General features: G+C 71.2%; 13 protein-coding genes. 10 read left to right on the top strand and 3 right to left on the bottom strand.

Going from position 1 to position 25655, the window contains the following annotated elements; translation table 11 throughout:
* Positions 1-7 precede the first annotated feature (7 nt).
* The 5 genes from AB0A90_RS02780 (at position 8) to AB0A90_RS02760 (ending at position 14768) form a co-directional block, all read left to right on the top strand.
* Positions 8-3121 carry an amino acid adenylation domain-containing protein gene (locus AB0A90_RS02780; RefSeq protein ID WP_357240542.1) on the top strand — a complete coding sequence of 1038 codons (3114 nt, stop codon included), beginning with the start codon at positions 8-10 and terminating at the stop codon, positions 3119-3121.
* Positions 3121-8685, top strand: a complete 5565-nt coding sequence (locus AB0A90_RS02775) for an amino acid adenylation domain-containing protein (RefSeq protein ID WP_357240539.1) — start codon at positions 3121-3123, stop codon at positions 8683-8685. Before AB0A90_RS02780 ends, AB0A90_RS02775 begins: the two co-directional genes overlap by 1 nt.
* Positions 8686-8957: 272 nt before the next feature.
* Positions 8958-13877, top strand: coding sequence for a caspase family protein (locus tag AB0A90_RS02770; RefSeq protein ID WP_357240536.1), 4920 nt, complete (start codon positions 8958-8960; stop codon positions 13875-13877).
* The gene (locus tag AB0A90_RS02765; protein ID WP_357240533.1) at positions 13867-14178 is read left to right on the top strand and encodes a hypothetical protein; all 312 of its coding nucleotides are present in this window, start codon (positions 13867-13869) and stop codon (positions 14176-14178) included. The genes AB0A90_RS02770 and AB0A90_RS02765 overlap by 11 nt, the downstream gene beginning before the upstream one ends.
* Positions 14175-14768: a hypothetical protein gene (locus AB0A90_RS02760; protein ID WP_357240530.1), complete on the top strand. Its 594-nt coding sequence runs from the start codon at positions 14175-14177 to the stop codon at positions 14766-14768. The genes AB0A90_RS02765 and AB0A90_RS02760 overlap by 4 nt, the downstream gene beginning before the upstream one ends.
* 33 nt (positions 14769-14801) lie before the next feature.
* On the opposite strand, the gene AB0A90_RS02755 is transcribed toward AB0A90_RS02760, so the two are convergent.
* From AB0A90_RS02755 to eccCa, 3 genes are read right to left on the bottom strand one after another with little or no spacing between them, the layout of a single operon-like run.
* Positions 14802-15083, bottom strand: coding sequence for a WXG100 family type VII secretion target (locus AB0A90_RS02755; RefSeq protein WP_357240527.1), 282 nt, complete (start codon positions 15081-15083; stop codon positions 14802-14804).
* Entirely contained in the window at positions 15080-15412 is a 333-nt protein-coding gene (locus AB0A90_RS02750) for a WXG100 family type VII secretion target (protein ID WP_357240524.1), read from the bottom strand. Before AB0A90_RS02750 ends, AB0A90_RS02755 begins: the two co-directional genes overlap by 4 nt.
* A 57-nt stretch (positions 15413-15469) precedes the next feature.
* Entirely contained in the window at positions 15470-19408 is a 3939-nt protein-coding gene (eccCa, locus tag AB0A90_RS02745) for a type VII secretion protein EccCa (RefSeq protein ID WP_357240521.1), read from the bottom strand.
* 162 nt (positions 19409-19570) lie between these two features.
* Between eccCa and eccD the strand changes: the two genes are divergently transcribed.
* The 5 genes from eccD to AB0A90_RS02720 all read left to right on the top strand — a co-directional run bounded on the left by eccD (position 19571) and on the right by AB0A90_RS02720 (position 25648).
* Complete coding sequence (gene eccD, locus AB0A90_RS02740; RefSeq protein ID WP_357240518.1) at positions 19571-20968, top strand: type VII secretion integral membrane protein EccD; 1398 nt, start codon at positions 19571-19573, stop codon at positions 20966-20968.
* Between the two features lie 10 nt (positions 20969-20978).
* Positions 20979-22364: a type VII secretion protein EccB gene (gene eccB, locus AB0A90_RS02735; RefSeq protein WP_357240515.1), complete on the top strand. Its 1386-nt coding sequence runs from the start codon at positions 20979-20981 to the stop codon at positions 22362-22364.
* Between the two features lie 193 nt (positions 22365-22557).
* Positions 22558-22914 carry a hypothetical protein gene (locus AB0A90_RS02730; RefSeq protein WP_357240512.1) on the top strand — a complete coding sequence of 119 codons (357 nt, stop codon included), beginning with the start codon at positions 22558-22560 and terminating at the stop codon, positions 22912-22914.
* Between the two features lie 3 nt (positions 22915-22917).
* On the top strand, positions 22918-23616 hold the full coding sequence (locus tag AB0A90_RS02725; RefSeq protein ID WP_357240509.1) for a hypothetical protein: 699 nt from the start codon (positions 22918-22920) through the stop codon (positions 23614-23616).
* A 295-nt stretch (positions 23617-23911) separates the two neighbouring features.
* Positions 23912-25648 (top strand): biotin carboxylase N-terminal domain-containing protein, encoded by a 1737-nt coding sequence (locus AB0A90_RS02720; RefSeq protein ID WP_357240506.1) that lies wholly within the window; start codon positions 23912-23914, stop codon positions 25646-25648.
* The last annotated feature ends 7 nt before the right edge of the window (positions 25649-25655 follow it).

Raw genomic sequence — 25655 nt, 5'->3', positions numbered from 1 at the left:
GGCAACGATGAGCAAGGAGTGGACCTTCCCGGCGTCCTTCGCCCAGGAGCGGGTGTGGACGGCCAACCAGCTCGACCCCGGGTCGCCGGTCTACAACGTCTCCGCGCCGTGGCGGTTCCCGGTCGGCGTCACCGCCGCACAGGCCACCGAGGTGTTCGGCCAGGTCGTCGCCCGGCACGAGTCACTCCGTACGCACCTGCGGATCGTCGACGGCGCGCTGGTGCAGGTGGTCCGGGCCGTCGAGCCGTTGGAACTGCCGGAGTTGGACCTGACCGGTCTGCCCGCCGACGAGCGGGAGACCCGCCACGACGAGACCCTCGCCGAGCTGGCGCGTAGCCCGATCCCGCTGGACACCCCGCCGCCGTGGCGGGCCCGGCTGGTCCGGTTCGCCGCCGACCGGGTCGGGTTGCAGTTCGTGGTGCACCACGCGGTCTTCGACAGCCACTCGGCGGTGCTCTTCTACGCCGAGCTGACCGCGTTCACCCGGGCCGCGCTGACCGGCGCACCCGCCGACGTGCCCGAGCTGCCCATCCAGTACGCCGACTTCGCCGTCTGGCAGCGCGACCAGCTCACCGACACCGAGTTGGAGCGGCAGCTCGCCTTCTGGCGCGGTCACCTGGCCGGTGCGCCGGCGGTGACCGGCCTGCCGCTTGACCGGCCGCGCCCAGCCCAGCTCGGCTTCGTCGGTGACGAGGTGCGCTTCGACCTCCCCGACGGGCTGCTGGACCAGGTCGGGAGGCTCGCCGCCGGCACGTCGACCACCCCGTACATGGTGCTGCTGGCCGCCTTCGCGGCGCTGCTCTCCCGGATCTCCGGTGACCCCGAGGTGGTGGTGGGCGTCTCCACCGCCGGCCGCGACACCGCCGAGCTGACGCCGCTGATCGGTATGTTCGTCAACCCGGTGGCGCTGCGGTGCGACCTCACCGGCGACCCGAGCGTCACCGAGGTGCTCGGCCGCGTCCGGACCGACCTGGTGGACGCGATGGAGCACGGGCAGACCCCGTTCCAGCGGATCGTCGAGGCGGTCGCCCCGCAGCGCGACCCGTCGGTGCAGCCGGTGTTCCAGACCGCGCTGAACCTGATCCCGGACTCCGGCCTGGATCCGGTGCCGCTGGGCACCACCAAGGACGACCTGGCCTTCGACATCACCGGCGGCACCAGCCGGCTGGTCTACCGCACCGACCTGTTCGACCGGGCCACCGCGGAGGCGGTCGTCGCCCGCTACCTGCGGCTGCTCACCGCCGCCGTGGCCGACCCGGGGACGCGGCTGTCGGCGCTGCCGCTGCTCGACGACGCCGAACGTGACCTGCTGCGCGCCTGGACCGACACCGGGCACGCGGTCGCCCCGATCACCCTGGTGGCCGAGGTGGAGCGGCAGGTCGTCGCCACCCCCGCCGCGATCGCGCTGGTCTGCGACGGGGAGGAGCTGAGCTACGCCGAGCTGAGCGCTCGGGCCAACCAACTGGCCCGGCTGCTGGTCGAGCGCGGTGCCGGCCCGGAGACCCGGGTCGCGCTGCTGCTGCCCCGCTCGGTGGAGTTGCTGGTGGCCATCCTCGCGGTGCTGAAGGCCGGTGCCGCGTACCTGCCGGTGGACACCGGCTATCCGGCGAAACGGATCAGCTACCTGCTGACCGACGCCGAGCCGACGCTCGTGCTGGCCACCGCGGAGACGGCCGCGCTGGCCCCCGCCGACGCACTGGTGCTGACCGACACGACCGCCGCCGACCTGGACTCCGCCGACCTCACCGACGACGACCGCCGTACGCCGTTGCGCGCGGAGCACCCGGCGTACCTGCTCTACACCTCCGGCTCCACCGGGCGGCCCAAGGGCGTGCTGGTCGAGCACCGCGCGGTCACCGCGTACCTGGCCTGGGCCCGGGACACCTACCCGGGGCTGGCCGGTGTCGCGCTGCTGCACTCACCGGTCTCGTTCGACCTGACCGTGACCGGGCTGCTCGGCCCTCTCACCGCCGGGGGCACGGTCCGGTTCGCCGGCATCGACACGCCGGCGGCGCGGGCCGGTGGTCCGCCGACCTTCCTGAAGGTAACCCCCAGCCACCTGCCGCTGCTCGACGACGCCCTGTCGCCCACCACCGATCTGGTGATCGGCGGGGAGGCGCTGACCGGCGAACAACTGGCTGGCTGGCGGGCCAACCACCCCCGGGTGGCGGTGATCAACGAGTACGGCCCGACCGAGGCGACCGTCGGCTGTGTCGCGGCCCGGATCGCCCCCGAGCAGCCGGTCTCCGCCGGGCCGGTGCCGATCGGCCGGTCCACCTGGGACACCCGGGTCCACCTGCTCGACGCCGCGCTGAACCCGGTGCCGCCGGGTGTGGTCGGTGAGCTGTTCATCGCCGGGGCGCAACTGGCCCGGGGCTACCTGGGCCGGCCGGCGCTGACGGCCGAGCGCTTCCTGCCCTGCCCGTACGGGCCGCCGGGGGAGCGGATGTATCGCACCGGGGACCTCGCCCGCTGGCGGGCCGACGGGGCACTGGAATACCTGGGTCGCCGGGACAACCAGGTCAAGATCCGGGGGATGCGGATCGAGCTGGGCGAGATCGAGTCGGTGCTGCGCGCCCGCGCGGACGTGGCCGAGGCCGCGGTGGTGGTCCGCGCCGACAACGGCGAGCCGACCCTGGTCGGCTACCTGGTCGGCCGGGTCGACGAGGCGACGCTCGCCGCAGACCTGGCCCAGGAGTTGCCCGCGCACCTGGTGCCGAGCGCGTTCGTCCGGTTGGACGCGCTGCCGCTGACGCCGAACGGCAAGCTGGACACCGCCGCGCTGCCGGCACCGGCCGCCGCCACCGCCGACGGCTTCCTGGCCCCGCGTACCGACGCCGAGGTGCTGGTCGCCGAGGTCTACGCCCAGATCCTGCAACTGGAGAAGGTCGGCGCGCTCGACGACTTCTTCGCCCTCGGCGGCAACTCGCTGCGCGGCATGCGGGCGATGGCCCGGATCCGCGCCGAGGTGGACGTGGAGCTGCCGATGCGGGCGCTGTTCAGCAGCCCGGTGGTGGCCGACCTGGCCGCCCAGATCGAGCAGCGGATCGCCGCCGAGCTCGACGAACTCTCCGAAACCGAGGTCGCCGCGCTGCTCGCGGCGGAGAAAGACATCCCCTGATGACCGACGTGAAGGACTCGGCCCGCGACGCCGCCCGGCAGGCGCTGATCGCCCAGCGGTTGCGCCGCCGGTCAGGCAGCCCGCCCGCCGCGCGGATCACTCCCCGCCCGCCGGACGCCGAGGTGCCGCTGTCGTACGCGCAGGAGCGGGTCTGGTTCATGGACCAGCTCGCTCCCGGCGAGGCGGCGTACCACATCGCGGTGCCCGTGCGAGTCCGTGGCCCGCTGGACGTCGCGGCGCTGCGCCGCGCGCTGGCTGACCTGACCCATCGGCACGAGTCGCTGCGCACCCGGTTCCCGGCCGACTCGGACGGCCGGCCCACCGTGGTGCTCGACGGGGTCGTCGAGGTGCCGCTGACCGTGGTGGACGCCGCCGACGACACCGCCGCCCAGGCACTTGTCGACGAGGCGGCCGTCGAGCCGTTCGACCTGGCCAACGGGCCGCTGCTGCGGGCTCTGCTGATCCGGCTGGCCGCCTGCGACGATAATCCGGCCTCCGCGCCGCAAGACGGCACTCCGGACCGGGTGAACGTCGACGAGCACGTGCTCTTCCTCGGCCAGCATCACATCGTCGGTGACGGCTGGTCCGTGGACGTGCTGCTGCGTGACCTGATCGCCCGCTACCGCGACCGGGAGCTGCCCGCCCTGCCGGTGCAGTACGGAGACTTCGCGGTCTGGGAGGCACGGGAGCTGGCCGGGCCGGGCGCGCTGCGGCACGTGGACTGGTGGAAGGAGCGCCTCGCCGGGATCACCCCGCTGGAGCTGCCGCTGGACCTGCCGCGGCCGGCCACCCAGACGTACCGGGGTGACTTCGTCGAGTTCACTCTGGACGCCGCCGCCACCGAGGGGCTGGCCGCGCTGACCCGTGCCTACGGCGGCACGATGTTCATGACGCTGCTCGCCGCGTACCAGGTGTTCCTGGCCCGGCACGCCGGGCAGGACGACTTCGCGGTGGGCGCGTCGGTGGCCGGCCGGTCCGCTCCGGAGCTGGAGAACCTGGTCGGCATGTTCATCAACATGCTGCCGATGCGTGCCGAGTTGGCCGGCGACCCGACCTTCACCGAGCTACTGGATCGGACCCGCCGCGCGGTGCTGGACGGGCTGGAGCACGGCGAGGTGCCGTTCGCCCGGGTCGTGCACGAGCTGGGTCTGCCGCGTGACGTCAGCCGCTCACCGGTGTTCCAGGCGATGTTCGTGCTCCAGAACTACGAGATGGGCCGGTTCGAAGGGGTGGCCGAGGACGCCGACGTCGGCTTCGAGTGGCATCCGATGGAGCTGCGCGCCACCCGCTTCGACTTCGAGCTGCACGCCGTCGAGACCGGCAACGGGCTCTGGGGCAAGTTGGTCTTCAACACCGACCTGTTCACCCGGGCGACCATCGAGCGGATGGCGCACCGGCTCACCACGCTGCTGCGCGCCGTGGTCGCCACCCCGGATCTGCCGGTCTCCGCGCTCGATCTGCTCGCACCCGCCGAGCGGGAGCTGGTGGCCGGGTGGAACGACACCGCCCACGATTTCCCCCGGCAGCAGACGCTGCACGCCCCGATCGAGGAGCGGGCCGCTCGTACTCCGGACGCGGTGGCGCTGCGGTTCGCCGGCCGTTCGGTGACGTACGCCGACCTGAACGCGGCGGCGAACCGGGTGGCGCACCGGCTGCGCGCCTGCGGGGTAGGCCCGGAGACCCTGGTCGGTGTCTGCGCGGAACGCTCGGTGGAGCTGGTCGCGGGCCTGCTCGGCGTGCTCAAGGCCGGCGGCGCCTACCTGCCGTTGGACCCGGAGTATCCGGCGGACCGGCTGGCCTTCATGGTCACCGACGCCGCCGCGCCGGTGGTGCTGGTGCAGGCACACCTGCGCGACGTGCTGCCGACGACCGACGCCATCGTCCTCGCCCTGGACGACGAGGCGGTCTGGGCCGACCAGCCGACGAGTGACCCGACGCCGACGGCCGGCCCGGCGCACCTCGCGTACGTCATCTACACCTCCGGCTCGACCGGCCGGCCGAAGGGTGTGCCGAACACCCACCGGGGCATCGTCAACCGACTGGACTGGATGCAGCGCACCTACCGGCTCGGCGCCGACGACGCGGTGTTGCAGAAGACCCCGGCCAGCTTCGACGTGTCGGTGTGGGAGTTCTTCTGGCCGCTACGCGAGGGCGCGCGGCTGGTGCTGGCCGAGCCGGGCGGTCACAAGGACGCCGGCTACCTGCGCGACCTGCTGGTGTCCGAGCGGGTCACCACCGCCCACTTCGTCCCGTCCATGCTCACCGTCTTCCTCGCCGAGGACGGCGTCGAGGCGGCCACGGCGCTGCGCCGGGTGATCTGCAGCGGTGAGGAGTTGCCGCTCGCCGCCGCCCGGGACTTCACCACCCGGCTGCCCGGCTGTGGCCTGCACAACCTGTACGGCCCGACGGAGGCGGCGATCGACGTCAGCTTCTGGGCGTGTGACCCGGCGCTGCTGGCCGAGGTGGCCAGCGTGCCGATCGGTGCGCCCATCAGCAACGTGCGGCTGCACGTGCTGGACGCCCGGGGCAACCCGTGCCCGGTGGGAGTCGCGGGTGAGCTGCACATCGGGGGGGTGGGGCTGGCCCGCGGCTACCACCGTCGGGCGGCGCTGACCGCGGAGCGGTTCGTGCCCGACGCGTTCTCCGGCGAGCCGGGTGCCCGGCTGTACCGTACCGGCGACCTGGCCCGCTGGCAGGTCGCGCCCGGTGACCGGCCCGGCGGTGTGCTCGAGTTCCTCGGCCGGATCGATCACCAGGTCAAGCTGCGCGGCCTGCGCATCGAGCTGGGCGAGATCGAGAGCGCGCTGCGCGCCCACCCCGGGGTGACCGAGGCGGTGGTGCTGGTCCGCGAGGACACCCCCGGCGACAAGCGGCTCACCGGGTACCTGGTCGGCGCGGCCGAGCACGACGCGGTCAAGGTGGCGCTCAAGGAGACCCTTCCGGAGTACATGGTGCCGGCGGCGTTCGTCACCCTGGACGCCCTGCCGCTGACCCCGAACGGCAAGCTGGACCGCAAGGCGCTGCCCGCGCCGGTCGTCACCCGCGCCGCCTCGGTGGCGCTCGTGGAGCCGCGCGACGACACCGAACGGCTGCTCGCTGGGATCTGGTCCGAGGTGCTCGGTGTGGCCACCCTCGGCATCGACGACGACTTCTTCGACCTGGGTGGGCACTCGATGCTCGCGACCCAGGTGGTGGCCCGCATCCGCAAGGCCGAGCATGGTGGGCGGCCGGTCGGCGTGATGGACCTGTTCCAGCAGCGGACCATCCGCGACCTGGCCACGTTCATGTCCGGTGGCGGTGGCGACGGGCCCCGTCGGCTGCTCTACGAGCTGACCAAGCCGATCTCGCCGGCCCAAAGAGTGATCACGTACGTCTGCGTGCCGTACGGCGGTGGCAGCGCGATCGTCTACCAGCCCCTCGCGGACGCGCTGCCGGCCGGGCACGCGCTCTGGTCGCTGGCCATTCCCGGGCACGACGTGGGGCTCACCGAGGACGCGCTGCCCTTCGACGAGCTGACCACCCGGGTCGCCGAGGAGATCATCGAGCGCATCGAGGGCCCGCTCGCCCTGTACGGGCACTGCGGCGTGGGCAGCGCGATCGTCGCCGAGGTGGCCCGCAAGGTGGAGGCCGCCGGACGGGAGCTGACCGCGCTCCACATCGGTGCGATGTTCCCGTTCGCCCGGCCCAAGGGCCTCTTCGCGGCAGTGCGTACCAAACTGGAGAAGCTGCGCAGCAACAAGCACTACGCGAGCTGGCTCAAGTCGATGGGGGTGGACACCGACGAGCTGGAGCCCGAGCAGGCGGACCGGATCATCAGCAACATGCGGGCCGACTCCCGGGCTTCCGAGGAATACTTCACCGCCCTGCTCGACCAGGGCGCGGTGAAGCTGCGTGCCCCGATCATCTCGGTGGTCGGCTCGGAGGACCCGGTCACCGACTACCACATCGAGCGGTACGCCGAGTGGCAGTTCCTCAGTGACCGACTCGGGCTGGTGGTGCTCGACCAGGCCGGGCACTTCTTCCTCAAGTACCGCGCGCAGGAACTGGCCGAGATCGTCACCCAGGTGCACCCGGCGCTGATCGCCGGCGACGTCGGCGAGCTGAGCCCGCAGGCACGGGGCGAGGACGCCGGCTGGGCGGTGGCCGACACCCGGGGCGTCGACGCCGTCGTCGTCCCGGACAAGCCGGTGGTCCGGCCCAGCATGGCCCGCTTCGTGGCGGTCACCGTCGGGCAGCTCGTCTCCACGACCGGTTCGGCGCTGACCGCGTTCGCCCTGCCGATCTGGCTGTTCACCCGCACCGGCTCGGTGACCGACCTGGGTCTGCTCTGGGCGTTGGCGCTGATCTGCGGCGTGCTGGTGCTGCCCGTCGCCGGGGCGATCACCGACCGGATCAGCCGCCGCAAGATCATGATGATCGCCAGTTGCAGTGCCGGTTCGGTCCAGCTCGTGCTGGCCGCGCTGCTCTGGACCGACAACCTGGCGCTCTGGCACATCTACGGCCTGGTGGCGCTCAGTCAGGTGGCCGGCTCGTTCCAACGGATCGCGTTCCAGTCGGCGGTGCCGCAGTTGGTGCCCAAGCGCTACCTGGGCCACGCGATGGGCATCACCCAGCTCTCCAACGGGTTCGCCCTGCTGCTGATGCCGGTCTTCGCAGCCGGTCTGCTGGCCGCGATCGACCTCAAGGGCATCCTGCTGCTCGACGTGGCCAGCTATGTGATCGCGGTGGTGACCCTGTCCGTGGTCCGCTTCCCCGACCTGCTCGGATGGCGACCCCGGGAGCGACTGCTCGTGGCGATCGCCAACGGTCTGCGCTACTCGTGGCGGCACCGTGGCTTCCGGTTGATGCTGGGCTACTTCGCGCTGGGCAACATCTTCCTGGCGCCCGCGCTGGTGCTCACCACCCCGTTGGTGCTCTCCTTCGGCAACGCGACGCAGGTGGCCCAGGTGGCCCTCGCCGAGGCTCTCGGCGCGGTCGCCGGCGGCGTACTCATGTCGCTCTGGGGTGGTCCCCGCAACCGACGCATGATCGGCGTGCTGATCGGCAACCTCGGCACGGCGGTCGGCTGCGTCCTGGTCGGCCTGGACGCGTCCGTGGCGATGATCTGCGTCGGTGCGTTCTGGCTGGCCATGTCGATGACCACGGCACAGTCCATCTACGCCACGATCGTCCAGGTCAAGGTGCCGCAGCGCTATCACGGCCGGGTGTTCAGCCTCAACCAGACCATCTCCTGGTCGACGCTGCCCATCGGGTTCGCGCTGATCGCCCCGGCGGCCACCCGCCTGTTCGAGCCGCTGCTCGCCCCGGACGGGGCTCTGGCCGGGTCGGTGGGCGCGGTGATCGGCACCGGTCCGGGTCGGGGCATCGGCTTCGCGTACGTCTGCTTCGGCGCGGCGCTGATCCTGATCACCCTGGGCGGGTTCGCGATCCGGCTGCTCCGCCGCTTCGACCTTGAGGTCGCGGATTCGCTGCCCGACGACCTGATCGGTGCGCAGGAGCGGGAGCGTCGGCTGGCGGCCCGGGCCGCGCAGCGCGAGGAGGAACGGGTGCCGGTCGGCGTGTGACGAGGAAGGCGGCTTGAACGGCGTCGGCGAACACCTGCCGGGTGATGGCGCGGGGGGGCGATGGCTTCGGGGCAGTTGCCCGCGGCATGGTCGACATTGGACGCCGCCAGCGGCACCCTCTCGTACCGCCCGTCCGATCAGCTGCGGGGAGAACACGTCGTGGCGTCGTTGGCGGCGGTGCAAGAAACCGGACAGGGGGCCGTTGGGTCGCCCCTTGTCACGGGCGCTGTGGCACTATGGGGTTCCCCCCGCCACCGCACCGCAGGTGACTCGTGTCAGACCGGTTCGCGTTGCTGATCGGCGTACCGCACTGCGACGACGCTGAGACGTTCGCCCCCATCCCCGAAGACGTGGTGCGGGCCGACATCACCCGAATGCGCGACGCGCTGATGGAATCCGGCTATCAGGTCACGGTGCTTGGCGTAGCGCCGGACGGCCCCTCGGGGGAGGACGAGCAGCGGATACCCGGCGAGGTGACGCGTACCCGCTGCCTCACCGCGATCGACACCGTCTGTCAGCAGGTACCAGCCGGGGGAACCCTGCTGCTGTACTTCAGTGGCCACGGCGTTCGCTTCGGTGATCGCGACTATCTGGTGCCGGAGGACTACCGCGCCACCGGCAACAGCCGGGCCGACGAGGCTGCGCTGATCTCGCTTGACCTGTCTGACCAGGTCGGACGTTGCCAGGCCGGCATCGCCGTCGCCTTCATCGATGCCTGCCGCGACAATCCGGACCAATCTTTCGACATCTCCCAGATGCAGGGCCTACCCCAGCTACCGAACGGTGCCTTCGCGCTGGTCGCCGGCTGTGCCCGCGGAGAGATCTGCCGGTATGACGCTCGCGGCAGTCTGTTCACCCGGGCCTTGGCTGACGCTCTCGGGGTCCGTCATTCTGCCTGTACCGTGTCCGAGGTTGTCACCACGACCAAGCGTGCGCTCGCCGGCAGCGGGCAGACCCCCTCGGCCCGGGCCACCAGCGAGCTGACCGGAACGCCGTTCAGCGAGCCAGTCTGCGACGGCCTGCGGATCTTCGAAGAGTGGCAGGTCGGCGCGACGGACACCGAGCTGTGGGGCCTCGTGGAGGAGACCGCCTCGGCCAAGCGGGACCCGGTCGCCGCCGTGGTGCGCGACCTCGTCGAGGGTTATGCGAACACCATCACCGAGCTGCGCACCGAACGGCCACACGCTGCCCGGCCGCGCGACCCGTGGACCGACGAGGCCTACCCGCAGCGGGTCCTGTCCATCCTGCACGCGCTGCTTCGACCGCAGAACGACGACACCCAACTGACGCTGCCCCCGGCCGAGGTGGCCGTGCTCGTCATCGCCCCGTATCTGCGGGAAGCGGTCCTCGCGCTCGGCATGTTCGACCTGCACCGGTTGACACCGCGCAACGTCAGACCGACGTTTCAGGCCGGGCTGCGGTTCGATCTCGAAGTCGTCTACAGCGCCTATGAGCAGCTCTGCCGTCGGGTGATCCAGCTTGAGGAGGGCAGCGTCGAGCAGGACGCCATCGTGACCTGGATGGCCCACCGCTGGCTGCTCGGCCGGGAGGACCTGTGGTGCGCCGCCACCGTACGGGAGTGGACCACGACCGCGGCGGGGGCGCTGCTCGGCGCCCTCGGCGAGACACCCAGCCGCGGCGAGGTCGCCGAGTACGCCGACCTGCTGCTCAGCGTCGCGCACGCGGTGGGCGGCATCGAGGCGGTCGAGCTGATCGACACCGCCCCGGAGCAGCGCAACTCCCGGGTGCTCGCCCGACTGGTCAGGCTCGCCGGTGTACTGGCCGCCGACCCGCGCCGGGTGCCGCAGGTGGTGCCCGACCACATCGGGGTCCGTGATCCGGTAGCCCTGAACGACCTGCGCGAGGTGCTGGCCACCGCCAGGTGGCGCCGCGTGGCGACCTCGATGGAGCTGGCCGCCGTGTGCCCGCACCCGGCGATCCACGTCGTGTTGGGCGATCTCGCCGCCCAGGCCGAGGAGATGAGGCGACTGATCGTCGGCACCGCCAGTCGCGACGAGCAGCCGATGCTGGCCGGGCTGCCCCCGGCGTTCACGGCGGACGCGGTGCACGCGTTGAGAGTCACCGGCCAGGGGCCGCTCTACCAGCTCCCGCTGCTGCGATTCAGTCTCGCCGCAGACAAGGTGCAGGGCATGCTGATGGGCTCCCAGCTCTATGGCGACCGCTCGGTGGCGATCCGGGAGCTCTACCAGAACGCCCTCGATGCGTGCCGGTACCGCGAGATGCGATTCCGGGCCCACTACCACGACGCACAGCAGGACCTTGACGGTTGGACGCCGCGGGTCGTCTTCCGGCAGGGCGTCGAGGCCACCGGCCGGCCGTATCTCGAGTGCCAGGACAACGGCGTCGGCATGACCGAGTACGTCATCACGCGGGTGTTCGCCGAGGCCGGGACCCGCTTCGTGCAGACCGAGCCGTTCCGACGGGAGCAGGCACGTTGGCAGCAGCTCGACCCGGCGCTGCGGTTGCACGCGAACAGCCAGTTCGGCATCGGCGTGTTCAGCTACTTCATGCTGGCGTCGGAGATCTCGATCACCACCGTCCCGACCTACGAGACGGGATTGACCGGACGTGAGGCGCTCCAGATCACCATCGCCGGGAATGGCAACCTGTTCCGGGTACGTCGTACACCCGACGTGCCCAGTGGCATCCGCAACGGCGGCACGATCGTCCGGCTGCACCTGTCCGTCGACGACGGGGTGTCCTGTGCGGAGGCCCTGCGCGAGCACCTCCACCTGCCCGAGTACCGGGTCGACGTCGAGGTCAGCGGCGAGGTGGTCGACACCTGGCATCCCGGCGAGCTGCGGATGAGCGGGCCGATCGGCTCCTACGTTCGGGCCGCCGCGCACGTCTGGTGGATAGCCGACGAAGGGCGGTACCTCACCGACGGCATCCAGGTGCTTCCCCCTCGATCGGGATCGACGATGGCGGGCCGGTCGACCACAGACCATCCGTTCGGTTTCGTCCTGAACATGACCGGCCGACACCGTCCCCGGATCAGCGTCGACCGGCGTGAGATGTTGGAGTGGGACGCAGAATGGGTGTCCGCGCAGCTACGGTCGGCGCTACCGACACTGCGGACCTGGTCCGGGCTGAGCATGCAGTGGTTGTGGCGCTTGGCGGCCGCCGACCGGGAGCTCGCCGACTGGGTGTTCGACGAGCTCGGTGACCTGGAGCTGCCGGTACGGCCGGTACGGTCGAGCGTCCGGGTGAACCTCGGCCTGGTCGGTTGCCTACCCGAGGACGCCGACCTCCAGCCCGATCGGGACCGCTGGCCGCACCTGCCCGGTGCTGGCCTTCCCCGGTGGATCCACGCCTGGCGGGCCAAGCTGTGGCGGGACGCGCAAGGGCCGAGCGACGGCACCGGCGAGCCGGCGTACCTGCCACCGGACCGGTTGGACGGTTACCCCGTGATCCGCCCGAACCACCTGGACATCCTGCCCCGGCCGGTGATGGACGCCTACACCTTCCGCCGTCGGCGAGACACCCGTGGGCTGTCCAGCGAGGAGTTTCTCCGGATGCTGCGACCGTACGTGATCGCCGGCCTCGACCTGCGTCCGCTGCGCCTGCTGCGTACCGCGCCGGAACACGCGGCGCTGCTGGCGATGCTCCCGCCGGAGTTGAAGGCGGACGAGAACGTCGCGGTGCCGTTCGGGTTACGCGTCGTCGGCGCGGCGTGGCTCTCCGGCCGGTCGGTGGGGGAGGCGTGGCGTGCGTTGATCACGTTTACCGGCTCGGAGCCGATGCCGTCCACGCCCGTCGAGTCGGAGATCGAACCCATCGACGGTTATGTCCCGGACAACATCGACCGGCGGCTGGTGCACCGGGACTTCCGCGACGAGTACTACGACACCCGGTGGCTCAGCGGGATGTCCGTACGGCACCTGCTCGCCGCCGGTGAGGTACTCGGGATCGCCACCCCCGACCTCGTCGCCCGGGTCGGCCGGCTGCGGGCGCTCGGCATCTGGAGCGCGATCCGTCCCGGCTGGAACGGCACCGTACGGCTGCACGAGGACGACCCGGTGCAGGCCTGGCTCCTCGCCCTGGAACGACCACCCAACGCCATGGACCTGTTGATCCTGGCCAGCCGGTCCGGCGAGTCGGTGAGCCAGGTGGCGGACCGGGTTAGCGCTGCCTCGGCCGAGAGCGAACTGTCCGTCCTGATGCCCGAGTTGTCCGGGCTGGCGGACATCACACCCGGCCCCGACGACTGGGCGTTGTTGTCCGCGAGCGAGGTGTGGGACACCGGGGCTCCCCTGGTCCACCGGCTCGGCCGGATCGTCAGCGCGGTCGCGGCCGTCGCGCCCCTCGACGGTGCGGCCGAACGACTCGAGGCCGCGCTCGCCCGGCTGGCGCCGTTCTGGGAACTGCGCGGCGAGGTGACACCGCCGATGCTGGTGGCGATCGCCGGGGCCGCGCGGATCACCCTCGGCGAGGTACGCGACCATCTGCTCCGCTACTTCGCGCCCCATCTCGACCTGGACGCGATCGCGGCCGAACTGCCGAGCGCGCTGCGAAGGCGTACTGTTCGATTCGAGCGGGCCTGGATGCTGTTGACGGACACCGAGACCCGGCCCCGCTGGCAGGCGCCGGCGCCGCTGCACGTCGTCTGGCACGCTCACGTCAGCGGAAAGTCCATCGACGAGGTGCTGTCCGAACTGGCTCCGTACCAGGAACTGGGTGCGATCCTGCCGGCGTGGGTGCCGGACGGCGACCGGATCGTGCCGGACGGGTACGACGTGCTGATGCTCACCGACGACCTGCCGCCCGACGAGGGCCGGGGCTTCTCCAGCCAGAAACCGCCCCGACATCCGCTCGCCGACAACACGGTCACCCCGCTGCACCTACTGCGACTTGCCTCGCGTTATGGGTGGGAGCCGGGCGTCGCGTACGACCGGCTGACCCGGTTCCAGTCCCTCGGCGTCGTCGTCGACTTCGGCCGCGACGACTGCCCGGAGGGGATCGTGGGTTGGCAGGACCTGATCGTCCTCACCGAGGAACTCGACGGCTGGGCCCCACCGCTGCACGGCGATGTCACCGCCGAACAGATGGCGCTCGCCGCGGCCGCCGTGGGCGAACCGGTGGACGTCACCCGCGCCCGCCTGTGCCGATACGCCGCCCTGTTCGGACTACGGGTGCCGGACCCGCCGGAGGAGTCGAACGATGCCAGGTGACCACAGGTCGATCAAGTTCCGGGAACTTGAATTCGAGTTCTCCGGTACGCCCCAGGTGGCATCCGGCGACTTGGAGGAGCTCGTCGTCACCCTGGTCTGCCCGGCCTGCCAGGGCGAGATGACCAAGGAGATCTGGCACGGGCCGGTGTACGGCGGCAAGGGCTGGCTGCGCCGACGGCCGCCGGCCCCGCCGGACGGGCCGCAGGTCTTCATCTGTGCCTGCGGCTACCCGCACGCCGGTCGTCCGCCGGAGTCACCGGACACCGGCTGCGGCGCGTTCTGGGCGGCGACGCTGCGATGAACATCGAGGACAAGCGCTGGGAACAGCTCGCCGAGCAGCAGAAGTTCGGCCAACTCGATGGTGCCCGCCGGCAGGCGGAAGGCTGGCGCACCGGCCTGACCGGGCTGACCGCGCTGCTCGCCGCGGCCACCATCATCAAGGGGCCGGACAACGTGGTGGACCTGACACCCGATGCCCGGCTCATCGTCGTCAGCTCCCTCGGGCTGGGCTTCGCCGCGCTGGTCGCCGGCTCGCTGGTCGCCGTACGGGCGGCGAACGGATCGCCGGTGGGCGACACCTGGCTGACCGGCAAGGCGCTCAGGACCTGGACCCGCAACGAGGTCGGCGCCATCCGTAGGGCCATTCGGCTCGCCGCCGCCCTGCTGCTGGTCGGCCTGGCGGCGATCGCCTTCTCGGTGGGCACGACCTGGTTGGCCGGCCCGGCCAACAAGCCGGGGTTCAAGGTGGTCACCACGGACACCCAGGTCTGCGGCGAACTGTTGGCCCTGGACCGGACCTCGGTGACACTGGACGTCGATCGGACAAGCCGGCAACAGCGGGTCGTCGTCCGCTTGGACGGTGTCCTCAGTCTGACGCCGCAGCGCTGCTAGGCCGATGACCCGATCGCCGTACGAGGGGCGTCGTCAGCTCCACAGGTCGGTGTTTTTCGCCTCCATCTCGGAGTACTGCTCGGCGGCGTCGGTGAGCGCCCCGGCCAGGTCCCGCAGCACCTCACGCAGGCTTTCCGCCGCGTGCTCCCAGCGGGCTCGCTGCTCCTGAAACGCGACCTGGTCCGGGCCCGACCAGTCGATCCGGTCCAGCTCCGTACGCAGCACCGCCAACTTGCCGTCGATCCGACCCGCGGCGCTCGCCAACTGGGCACGCGTGTTCTCCATCGCGCCCAGGTCGTAGCTCAGGTTCGTCACGACTCGGCCTCCGGCGGCGGATTCAACGCGTCCACGACGCGCCGCAGCGCGGTCAGCTCACCCTCGTCGCTGTCCTGTTGGCCGGCGGCGCTCCGGTCGAGCATCTCGGCCATCACGTGGAGTTCCTCAAGCAGGCGCTCGACGTCGTGCCGCCAGCGCCGCACCAGGTCCTGATACTTGCTGGCACCGGCGCCGCTCCAGGTTTCGGCGAGTTCGTCGACCGCGCCACCGACCCGCCTCAGTTCGCTGCCGAGGTCGTCGTGGGTGGCCCGGACGCGGTCGGCGGCGACCCGCAACGTCGCATGATCAGCGTGGTACGGCGTCGCCATGGCATCCCTTACCGGCTCGGATAGCCAACGTTACCGGGTCCGGCACCGTACCGGGAGTCACGGCTCGTTCCACGCCGTCTGGATCAGCTGTATCCCAGCGGCCCGGGTCACCAACAGTCCCCGACCGGGCGGTTGCGGACTCGCCCGTACGGTGCCCAGCAGCGCCCCCTCCTCCCGTTGCCCGGACAGCAGCAGGCCTGGCGTGTCGAGTTCGCGCAGGCGCATCAGGACCGGTTCGTAGAGCGCCCGCGCGGCGCCACCGGCGCGACGGGCCACGATCAGGTGCAGTCCGACATCCCTGGCCTGGGACAGCAGGTCCAGCAGCTCGCCGATCGGATTGGATCCGCTGCCGGCGACCAGGTCGTAGTCGTCGACCAGGAGGTACAGGTCGGGGCCGCGCCACCAACTGCGGTTACGTAGTTCGTCAGGGGTGACGTTCGGTCCGGGAAGGCGGTTCGCCATCGCCGATCGCAGGCTGCCGACCATTTCTGTCATGGTCTTGGCGCCGGTCCCGTACCCAAGGAGGTGCTCGCCCTCGACGGCGCCGAGCAGGCCGCGTCGGTAGTCCACAAGTATCAATCGGGCCTGGTCCGGGCTGTACCGCTGCACGATGCTCCGGGCGACGTGCCGCAACAGGTTGGTCTTGCCGGACTCCGCGTCACCGAACACCATGAAGTGCGGGTTGGTGTCGAAGTCCAGATAGACCGGCGCCAGGCGGTCGCCGTCGACGCCGATGGCCAGCCCGCGCGACGGCTCGGCCATCGTGGCCAACGTGTCCGCGGAAAGCAGGCGCGGCAGCAGTCGTACCGGGGGTGCCGGGGGGCCGGACCACGCCTTCGCGATCATGTCCACCAGGTCGGCTCTCGCCCGCACGGACTCGTCGAAGGGCCCGGCGTCCAGTTGTGGCACCGCGGCCAAGAAATGCAACTTCTGCGGGGTCAGGCCACGACCGGGCGACCGCTCCGGCACCGACGCCGCGGCCCTGCGATCAATCTCCGATTCGGTGGGATCCCCCAGCCGCAACTCCAGCTTGGTGCCGAGCGCGTCTCGCAGGCCGGGCCGGAGGTCAGGCCAGCGGGCAGCGGTCAGGACCAGGTGGATGCCGAATCCGAGCCCTCGCCCCGCCAGCCGGGTGATCTTCTGCTCCAGCTCCTCGAACTCCGCTCGGAGCGTGCTCCAGCCGTCGACGACGAGGAACACGTCGCCGAACGGATCGTCGGTGAACTCCCCATCCGCGCGACGGCGCCGGTACGAGGCCATCGAGTCGATGCCCAGGCTGGAGAACCGCCGCTCGCGTTCCTCCATGAAAGTGCCCACCTCGGCGACGACGCGCTGCACCTTGTCCACGTCCCGTCGGTCGGCGACCCCGGACATGTGGGGGAGACCCGCAAGCGAACCCAGGCCGCCGCCGCCGAAGTTCAGGCAGTAGAACTGCGCCTCGGTCGGGGTGTGGGTGAGGGCGAGCGCACAGATCAGCGAACGGGCCAGGGTGGTCTTGCCGGACTGCGGACCACCGACGATCGCGAGGTGGCCGCCCGCACCGGCGAGATCGACGAACAACACGTCACGGCGCTGCTCGAACGGCCGGTCCACGATGCCAACCGGCGCGACCAGCATGCCCCGCTGGGACCAGCCGGCCGGGTGCAGGCCCAGGGTGTGGTCCACCTCCAGCGGTGGCAGCAGCTCGGCCAGCGTGGGCGGGTCGGCCAGCGGTGGCAGCCACACCTGGTGCGCCGGCACACCCCGGCCACGTAGCCGGTCGACGACCAGGTCGAGCACCGAGGGTTGGCCTTCCTCGACGACGTCCGGCGACTCGTCGGCCAGCGGAAGCCTCGGCACCGGCACCGGCACCCGTGCGGCCGAGAACGGTACGACCATCGACTCGGCCGCCCGAGCGCCGGTCACCCGCCGGGCCGCGCGGTACGCCCCCGACACGTACGCGGCCCGGAACCGGAGCATGGTCGAGGTGCCCTGCCGTAGATAGCCGTGGCCGGGGGCGCGGGGCAGCTCGTAGGCGTCCGGGACCCCGAGCACGATCCGGCTTTCCACGGCGGAGAAGGTGCGCAGCCCGATCCGGTACGACAGGTGCGTGTCCAGCCCGCGCAGCCGGCCCTCCTCCAGCCGCTGGGAGGCGAGCAGCAGGTGCACGCCGAGAGACCGGCCCACCCGGCCGATCATCACGAACAGATCGATGAAATCGGGCCGGGCGCTCAGCAACTCGCTGAACTCGTCACAGACGACAAGCAGGCTGGGCAGCGGGGCGAGTGGCTCCCCGGACCGCCGGGCCCGTTCGTACTCGTGCCGAGAGGCGTAGTTGCCGGCCGAGCGCAGCAGTTCCTGCCGGCGCATCAACTCGCCGGAGAGCGCATCCTGGGTACGCCCCACCAACGGCAGCTCGTCGGCGAGGTTGGTGATCACCGCGCTGGTGTGCGGCAGGGCATCCAACAGGCTGAAGGTCGCGCCGCCCTTGAAGTCGATGAGCGCGAAGTTGAGCTCCTCGGGCGAGTGCGTCGCGGCGAGCGCGATCACCAGCGTACGCAGGAGTTCGCTCTTTCCGGAGCCGGTGGCCCCGATCACCAGCCCGTGCGGTCCCATCCCGTCCTGCGCCGACTCCTTGATGTCCAGCTCGACCGGCAGTCCGTCGGGGCCGACCCCGATCGGCACCCGCAGCCGTTGACGGGCGGGCCGGGGGGCCCAGCTCCGCGCCGGGTCGAGGGAACCTGGATCATCGAGGCCGAGCAGTTGGAGCAGACTCGTTTCGCCCGTCAACGGGTCGGCCGCGCCAGGCCGACGCAGGCGGTAACGCGACAACTGGCGGGCCACCGCCTCCGCCTGCGGCAGGCTCAGCCGGTCGGGCCGCCCCAGCACGGTGGTGTTCTTGCCTCGGTCGAGCCTGATCTCCTCGCCCGCCACCCGCAGGCACAGCAGCCACCGCCCCGCGTCTCGCGGCACCGTACCGGAGAGGTCGAGCACCGTGGTGCCGAGCAGACCTGCTCCGGTCAGCGCCTCGGCCCCGTCGATCTCGCCCCCGTCCTGGATGATGAGCAGGTGGGGTGCGCTGGTGAGTGGCTTGCTGTCGACGTTGAACCGGGGCCGGGTGGACAGTTCGTCGGCGAGCGCCGATTCCAACTCGGCCAGACCGGAGAACACCAGCCGAGCCGGGCCGGCACCGTCGCGCCGCGTTTCGTCGTGCGTGTGCGGTAACCATTTGACCCAGTCCCACTCCGCGAGCCGGTCCGGCACGGTCACCACCGCGACCCGCAGGTCGTTCGGGGCGTGCAGGACCGCCGCGGCGCAGAGCAGGCTACGCGCCAGGGCCAGGGTGCCGGGCCGGTCGCCGCGGAGCACCACGCGGCCGAACGCACGCAGCGACAGCGCCGTCGGCAGGTCCGCTATGGTGCTGTGGGTCCGGATGAACTGCCGGAGTGCCACCGTGCACAACGGATCGAGATCCTCGATCGGCTTGGTCTCCGGCGGCACCAGGGTGACCGCGAGCGCCTGTGGTCCGGTGGCGAGCCGGATCTCGCCGAAATCGTCGTCGGTCGCCCGCCGTTCCCACATTCGACGGCTGCCGACGAACGACCAGAGCACCTCGGGGTCCGGATGCCGCCGACGCATCGCCGCCCGCTGCTGCTCCGCGGCCCGCCGCGCCTTCCTGCGCACCTGGTCGAGGTAGCGCAGGTAGCCCCGTCGCTCGACCTCCAACTCCGCCTCAGGGTCCCGACCTGGCGGGGTCATCTGCATGCCGAACACCAAGCCGAGGCAGGCGACGCCCAGGATCCCACCGGCAAGGTAGGTGAGCGCCCCGGTGTTGCCGCTGGCGAAAAGCAAGCCCATCGCCACCACGCCAGCGAGCATGGGCAGAATCAGGAGAATCTGGTTGGCGCGGGCAACCCTCTCGGCCGGCAGTTCCGGTGGGGATTCGAGGACGATCTCGCCCCGGGGTAGCGCGGGCGCCGGGGAGCGGGGTGGACGGACGACGACTACCGTACTCACCCGGGCTCCTCCCGAAACGCCGCCGGTCGCCTGCCACGCACCGCCGCTCGTGTCCGCCAGCCACGTGAGGGCGTTCCGGCGTTAGATTAGCGGTGCCGTGGTAAGCGCAATCATAGGTAACCGGAGGCGCGGCCCGGGTGACGGCGCGGACGGAGGGCCATAATGGTGGCAGACAGTTCGGTGGACAGCCTGTGCCGACTGACCCTGGTCGCGCCCCTGCGTCGGGTGGACCTCTCGGTGCCGGCCGACCTACCTGTCGCCGAGTTCGCGTCGCTGCTGTTGCGTTACGCCGGCGAGGACGACGGTGCGCTCGACCACGATGGGTGGGTGCTGTCTCGCCTCGGTGGTGGTCTGTTGGACACCAGCGCCACCCCGCGGGCCCTCGGCCTGCACAACGGCGACCACATCTTCCTCAGCCGCGCCTCGGACGCCGTACCCGAGCCGGCGTTCGACGACCTCACTGACGCCGTCGCCGTCGCGAGCGCCCGGACCGTGCCGCCGTGGCGGTCGGCCACGACCCGGTGGTTCGCGCTCACGACGGTGGTGCTCGCCGCACTCGGCGGCGTCGGCCTGGTGGTGGCCATCGAACCGCGCACCATCGCATACACCGTAGCCGCGGTGATGGCCATCCTGCTCGCCTCCGCCGGCACCGTGGCGGCGCGGGCGTTCGGCGACGGCGCGGTCGGTGCGGCCGTGGCCGCCGCCGCGCTGCCGTACGCCTTCGTCTGCGGTCTACTGATCCTGGCCGAGCCGGACACGCCGGTTACGGATGCCGTCGGCACCCCACAGTTACTCACCGGCGCTGCGACGCTGCTTCTCACCGCCATCCTCGGGCTGGCCGGCACGACAGCCTGCCGGCCACTGTTCGTCGGCGCGATCGCCGCGGCGCTGGCCCTGACCGCCGGTGCGCTGCTGGTGCTGGTGGGGCTCGCCCCGCTGCAAGCCGCCGCCATCATGGTCAGCGTCGGCTCGATCGCCACCCTGGCCCTTCCCCTGGTCGCGCTGCGGTTGGGCCGGTTACCCATACCGGGTGTTGTGTTCATTTCGGAAGACATCCGAACCGACCCGGCGGCGGTGGACTTCGCGGCGGTTACGGACCGCGTCGTCGCCTCGGCCGGCATCCTCGCCGGCCTGCTTGGCGGCACGGCGGTGAGCGTCAGCGTCGGCGCGGTGTTCCTCGCCCGGGACGGTTCGATCGCTGCCCTGGCGCTTGGTGGCTGCGTCGGGCTGAGCCTGCTGTTGCGGGCGCGCACCTTCGACCGGCTGGTCCAACGCCTGGTGCTGTTGGTGGGCGGCACCGTCACGCTCGTCGGTACCGGTGCGGTCGCCGCCGTCGCCGGGGGTCCGGGCATCCGGGTAGCGATGCTGGCCGTGCTACTCGTCGTGGTCACCGGCGGCGCGATACAGGCGGGCACGGCCGGCGCCGGTCGGCGGGTCGGCACGCCGGTCTCGAGTCGCGTACTCGACCTGCTCGACTCCCTCCTGCTGGTTGCGCTGGTGCCCCTGGCTGCCGGGGTCTGCGGTCTGTTCCAGTCCGTCGTCGACATCGGCCTGGGTTAGGCGGCCACCGGTGCCCACCCGCCGTGCGCAGTTGCGCGCCTACCAGTTCGCGGTCCGCCGAGTGACAAGTGCGCTGCTCTATGCCGAGCCGAACGCGGACCAGACCCTGTCCCGCAGGGTGGTGGCGGTCTTCGCGGGTGTGATGGTCTCCGTGCTGATGCTGGCCGGGTGGGCGGTCATCACCGTGATCGGTCTCGCCGGACCGGACTGGCGCGACCCGGACGCGCTGATCGTCGACCGGGACACCGGCAGCCGGTACATCTACCACGAGGGACTGCTGCACCCGGTGCTCAACTACGCCTCGGCTCGGCTGCTGCTGGGCAAGGCGAGCGAGGACGTCCGGTGGGTACGGCACAAATCGCTGGCCAACGAGCGCTACGGCCCGCCGCTCGGTATCAAGGACGCGCCGGACGACGTACCGAAGCCCGAGTCCCTGATCCGACTCCCGTGGACGATCTGCCGAGCCAGTGATCCAGCTGGTGCGGTGGTGAGCTGGATGGTTCTCGGTAACGATCCGTCCTGGGTCAACGAGCCGATGACCGACGGGGTGCTGGTCGCCGTCGGGGAGCAGCTCTATCTGATCTGGCAGGGGACTCGGCTGAAGGTGGTGGGCGAAAGCAGTGCCATCCGCGCCGCGCTCAGCTGGGCCTCGGTTACCGCGCTGCCCGTACCCGAAGTGTTCGTCAAGGCCCTGCCCGAGGGACCTGACCTGGTCGCGCCGGCGATCCCCGGCATCGGTGAGACCGGCCCCACCATCGCCGGTCGACAGACGCGGGTGGGCCAACTCTTCGAGGTCAAGGGCGTTCGGGACGAGGGGCAATATTACGTGCTGCTCCGCGATGGGCTCGCGCCCATCGGAGGCACGGTGTTGGGCCTCCTGCAAGCGACAGGTCTGCCCGGTGTGTACGAGCCCGACGTCCGCATCAGACCGACCGAGGTTGCCGCCGCCGAGTTGAGCAGGGTGCGGGCCTCCTCCACCAACCTGCGGCCGCCCGGAATGCCCGACCAACCGCCTACCTTGGCCCGGCCCGATCCGCGCAACACCGTCCTCTGCGCCCGGTTGGGCGAGGGGGTGGGCGGGCAGCCGACGTGGAGCACGTACCTGTCGAACGCCACCCCGACCAGGCCGGAGTTGCGCGGCAGCCGGGCCCCGCAGGGCACGACCACAGTGGACTGGGTGCAGCTGTCCGGCGGGGCGGGCGCGCTCCTGCGTGTGGGCGACGACAAGGTCTTCCTGGTGAACACCCAGGGACAACGCTTCCCGGTCGCGGACCGCGCCGCGCAGGTCGCATTGGGCCTGGGTGACGTCACGCCCCAGCTCATACCGGCGGGGTTGGCCGACGCGCTGCCCGTCGGGCCGACACTGAACGTGCTCGACCCCGATCCACCCGTCTAGGGCTGCGTCAAGACACTCGAGCGAGTCTGGGCCGCCGCAGGCCCGGCCAGGGGCCAAGACGCTGAGGTCCTGGCGGCCGTGGCCGCCGGCGTCCCGGTCGGACCGTCCGAACCCGATCGGTGATCCGGTATCCTGACGGCTACCCTCCGCGCGACTCGGCGGCCGTACGGCAGGAGCGAAGGGAGTCCGTCGGATGACTGATCGCCCCGGAAGCGCTCGCGTCGATCTTGGTGCCCTGCGGCGCTTCGTGGACCGAATGGACAGTCATCTGCGAGATCTCAGCGGCCAGTTGACGGCACTGACCGCACTGCAGCACCGTCAACTACCGTTGGGCGACACGGCGATCGCCAGGGATCAGGCGGTGCGGCACCAGCGGGTGTGCGAGGCGTATCAGCAGGAGCTGACGCAGCTCATGGAGGCTTACCAGAACGCCATCGAACTGACCGAGGTGCTGCTGCGCCGCTACGGCGCCACCGACCAGGCCACCCGCGAGGTCATCGAATCGTCGTACGGCCGGTTGGAAGCCGCCAGTCGAATGCTCGGAGACTGACCGTTGACCGATCACCCTGAGGATCACTCGGAGCAGATCCGCGCGGCGGTCGCCAGCGGAGACCCGCTCGAGGTCGAGGCGGTGGCGGCCGTCTGGACGACGCTGACCGAGGTCACCGCGCAACTCGCCCTTGATCTCGGCCAGGAGATGGAGGATCTCGCGGTCGACTGGACGGGCTCGGACAGCGAGCGCTACCGGATGAGCATCTCCAAGATCGAGAAGTCCTGCCGGGCCATCTCCGAGGGCGCTCATAGCGCTCGCGAGGCGCTGGACATGATGGCGAAGCGCCTGCGCGAGGTCAAAGAGGCGATCGAGCAGAACCACCACGAGCCGGATCCCACCCCCTCCGATCCGGAGTCCCAGCCCCCCTCGGTGCTCGGCGGGCAGCACAGTTACGTGCCGGACGACAGGACAAGGAAGGCGGCCCGACGGCAAGCCGAGCGTCTGCTGGCCGATCTGGACGACTGGCTGCAGGTGCGGGGCGCGAGCATCCAGGTCCCCGGCGGCCACCTCGACACCTCCGACTCCCTCTGGTATCCCGAGGGCCCGACCAGCGGTCGGGTGCCCGACCAGCGTGACAGTGGTTGGCCGGGCCGGCCCGAGCACGGCCACGGCGCTCCCCGCGTCGACCGACCGGCACCACGTTCACCCGGCTTGATCAGCAATGACGAGCCCGACGACGAGGCCTCGGACGCCTACTAGTAGCCACCGGTACAGCACCGCCGGGACGTGTCGTTCGCGGCGTGGACCGTGACCGCGATTTGGCGACCGTGCCGAAGGCGATGCCCAGCTTTCTGGTCTTGGGTCCGAGTCCTTCGGCGCGGGCATCGCGCCTCGGGAGATCTTGACGTCCCGCTGACGCGGATCCGAGATCGCTGTGCCGCCGTTGGCAAAGCTGACCGTCTCCTCGATCGCGGCGCCTTGTCCGCTGTCCCGGCGCAGGTCGAAGCTGGTGGGACGGGGGCGGCACGCCGCCCGGAGAGGAGCGGGAACGATCGTGCGTAAGGTGCTCATCGCCAATCGGGGAGAGATCGCCGTGCGGGTCGTGCGGGCCTGCCGGGACGCCGGGCTGGTCAGTGTGGCGGTCTACGCGAATCCGGATCGGGACGCGCCGCATGTTCGGCTCGCCGACGAGGCGTACGCGCTCGGAGGCGACACCCCTGCCGACAGCTACCTGGACGCGGGCGCTCTGCTCGCCGCCGCCCAGCGGGCCGGAGCCGACGCCGTCCATCCGGGTTATGGGTTCCTCTCCGAGAACGCGGCGTTCGCGCAGGCCGTCCTCGACGCCGGTCTGACGTGGATCGGTCCGCCACCGGCCGCGATCCGCGATCTCGGTGACAAGGTCGCGGCCCGGCACATTGCACGTCGCGCCGGGGCGCCGCTGGTGGCCGGCACCGCCGAGCCGGTGCGAGGTCCGGACGAGGTGGTGGGCTTCGCCCGGGAGTACGGCCTGCCGATCGCCATCAAGGCGGCGCACGGCGGCGGGGGCCGCGGCCTGAAGGTGGCGCGCACGATCGAGGAAATACCGGAGTTGTACGCCTCGGCGGTGCGCGAGGCCACCGCGGCCTTCGGCCGGGGGGAGTGCTTCGTGGAGCGCTACCTGGACCGGCCCCGCCACGTGGAGACACAGTGCCTGGCCGATGCGTACGGCACGGTGGTGGTCGTCTCCACGCGTGACTGCTCGCTGCAACGCCGGCACCAGAAGCTGGTCGAGGAGGCGCCGGCGCCCTTTCTGAGCGATGAGCAGAACGCCCAGTTGTACGACGCGTCCAAGGCGATCCTGCGGGAGGCCGGGTATGTCGGGGCCGGCACCGTCGAGTTCCTCGTCGGCGCCGACGGCACGGTGTCCTTCCTCGAGGTGAACACCCGGCTGCAGGTGGAGCATCCGGTCAGCGAGGAGGTGACCGGCATCGACCTGGTTCGCGAGATGTTCCGGATCGCCGACGGTGAGGCGCTCGGCTTTGGCGACCCGGAGCCGAGGGGCCACAGTTTCGAGTTCCGGATCAACGCTGAGGATCCGGGCCGGGGATTCCTGCCGGCACCGGGGACGGTGACCACCTTCGCGCCACCGGGCGGGCCGGGTGTGCGGCTCGACAGCGGTGTGGTGCCGGGCACCGTGGTCGGCCCGGCCTGGGACTCGTTGCTCGCCAAGCTCATCGTCACCGGCGCGGACCGCGGGCAGGCGCTGCGACGGGCACGGCGGGCGTTGTACGAGTTCGAGGTGGGCGGCCTTCCGACGGTGATTCCGTTCCACCGCCGGGTGGTGGCCGATTCGGCGTTCACCGGGGAGCCGTTCCGGGTCCACACCCGGTGGATCGAGACCGAGTTCGTCAACGACATCGCACCTCACGATCCGATCGCCGTGGGTGGGCCGGAGCAATCGCGCGAGACGGTGGTGCTGGAGGTGGCCGGCCGGCGGGTCGAGGTGAGCGTCCCGTGGTCGCTGAGCGCACCTTCTCCCACGGCGGTCGCTGCACCACGTCGGGGGAAGCGGACCCACGGCCCGGTGAAGGCGGCCGGCTGGGATCTGGTGTCGCCGATGCAGGGCACGGTCGTCAAGGTCGCGGTCACCGACGGCCAACAGGTCGCGGCCGGTGACCTGGTCGTGGTGATCGAGGCCATGAAGATGGAGCAGCCGTTGCACGCCCACCGCGCCGGCCGGGTCAGCGGCCTTGCCGCCGAGGTCGGAACGGCCATCGCCGGGGGCGGCGTGGTCTGCGGGATCGTCGACTGACATGGCT

Source organism: Micromonospora sp. NPDC049204 (genome assembly GCF_040647935.1).
Taxonomy (GTDB): domain Bacteria; phylum Actinomycetota; class Actinomycetes; order Mycobacteriales; family Micromonosporaceae; genus Micromonospora.
The sequence above is the reverse complement of the archived record's forward strand: the minus strand, read 5'-3'. Positions and strand labels throughout refer to the sequence as shown.

Bases quoted from the DNA above. Each gene is read 5' to 3' on its own strand.
- AB0A90_RS02765 (WP_357240533.1), top strand. From the start codon at position 13,867: ATGCCAGGTGACCACAGGTCGATCAAGTTCCGGGAACTTGAATTCGAG.
- AB0A90_RS02750 (WP_357240524.1), bottom strand. From the start codon at position 15,412: ATGGCGACGCCGTACCACGCTGATCATGCGACGTTGCGGGTCGCCGCC.
- AB0A90_RS02775 (WP_357240539.1), top strand. From the start codon at position 3,121: ATGACCGACGTGAAGGACTCGGCCCGCGACGCCGCCCGGCAGGCGCTG.
- eccD (WP_357240518.1), top strand. From the start codon at position 19,571: ATGGTGGCAGACAGTTCGGTGGACAGCCTGTGCCGACTGACCCTGGTC.
- AB0A90_RS02760 (WP_357240530.1), top strand. From the start codon at position 14,175: ATGAACATCGAGGACAAGCGCTGGGAACAGCTCGCCGAGCAGCAGAAG.
- AB0A90_RS02730 (WP_357240512.1), top strand. From the start codon at position 22,558: ATGACTGATCGCCCCGGAAGCGCTCGCGTCGATCTTGGTGCCCTGCGG.
- AB0A90_RS02780 (WP_357240542.1), top strand. From the start codon at position 8: ATGAGCAAGGAGTGGACCTTCCCGGCGTCCTTCGCCCAGGAGCGGGTG.